Source organism: Streptococcus sp. CCH8-H5, assembly GCF_001556505.1.
Lineage (GTDB): Bacteria > Bacillota > Bacilli > Lactobacillales > Streptococcaceae > Streptococcus.
This window is the reverse complement of the sequence record NZ_LSIZ01000017.1, coordinates 1-214: the sequence shown is the minus strand read 5'-3', so window position 1 is coordinate 214 and position 214 is coordinate 1. Positions and strand designations below refer to the sequence as shown.

Here is a 214-nt window from a genome sequence, read left to right as displayed (position 1 = left end):
ATGTACTTGCTGAGGCTGACGCACTTGCTGAAGCCGAGGCACTTACTGACTCAGACTCACTTGCTGAGGCTGAAGTACTTGCTGATTCTGACGCACTTGCTGAGGCTGAGGCACTTGCTGATTCTGATGTACTTGCTGATTCTGAGGCGCTTGCTGATTCTGACGCACTTGCTGAAGCCGAGGCACTTACTGACTCAGAGGCAGACGCTGATTC

General features: G+C 52.3%; 1 pseudogene. It reads left to right on the top strand.

Annotation, left to right across the window (positions count from 1 at the left end):
* Positions 1-214 (top strand): annotated as a pseudogene (locus AX663_RS10690) (hypothetical protein); the annotation flags it as partial.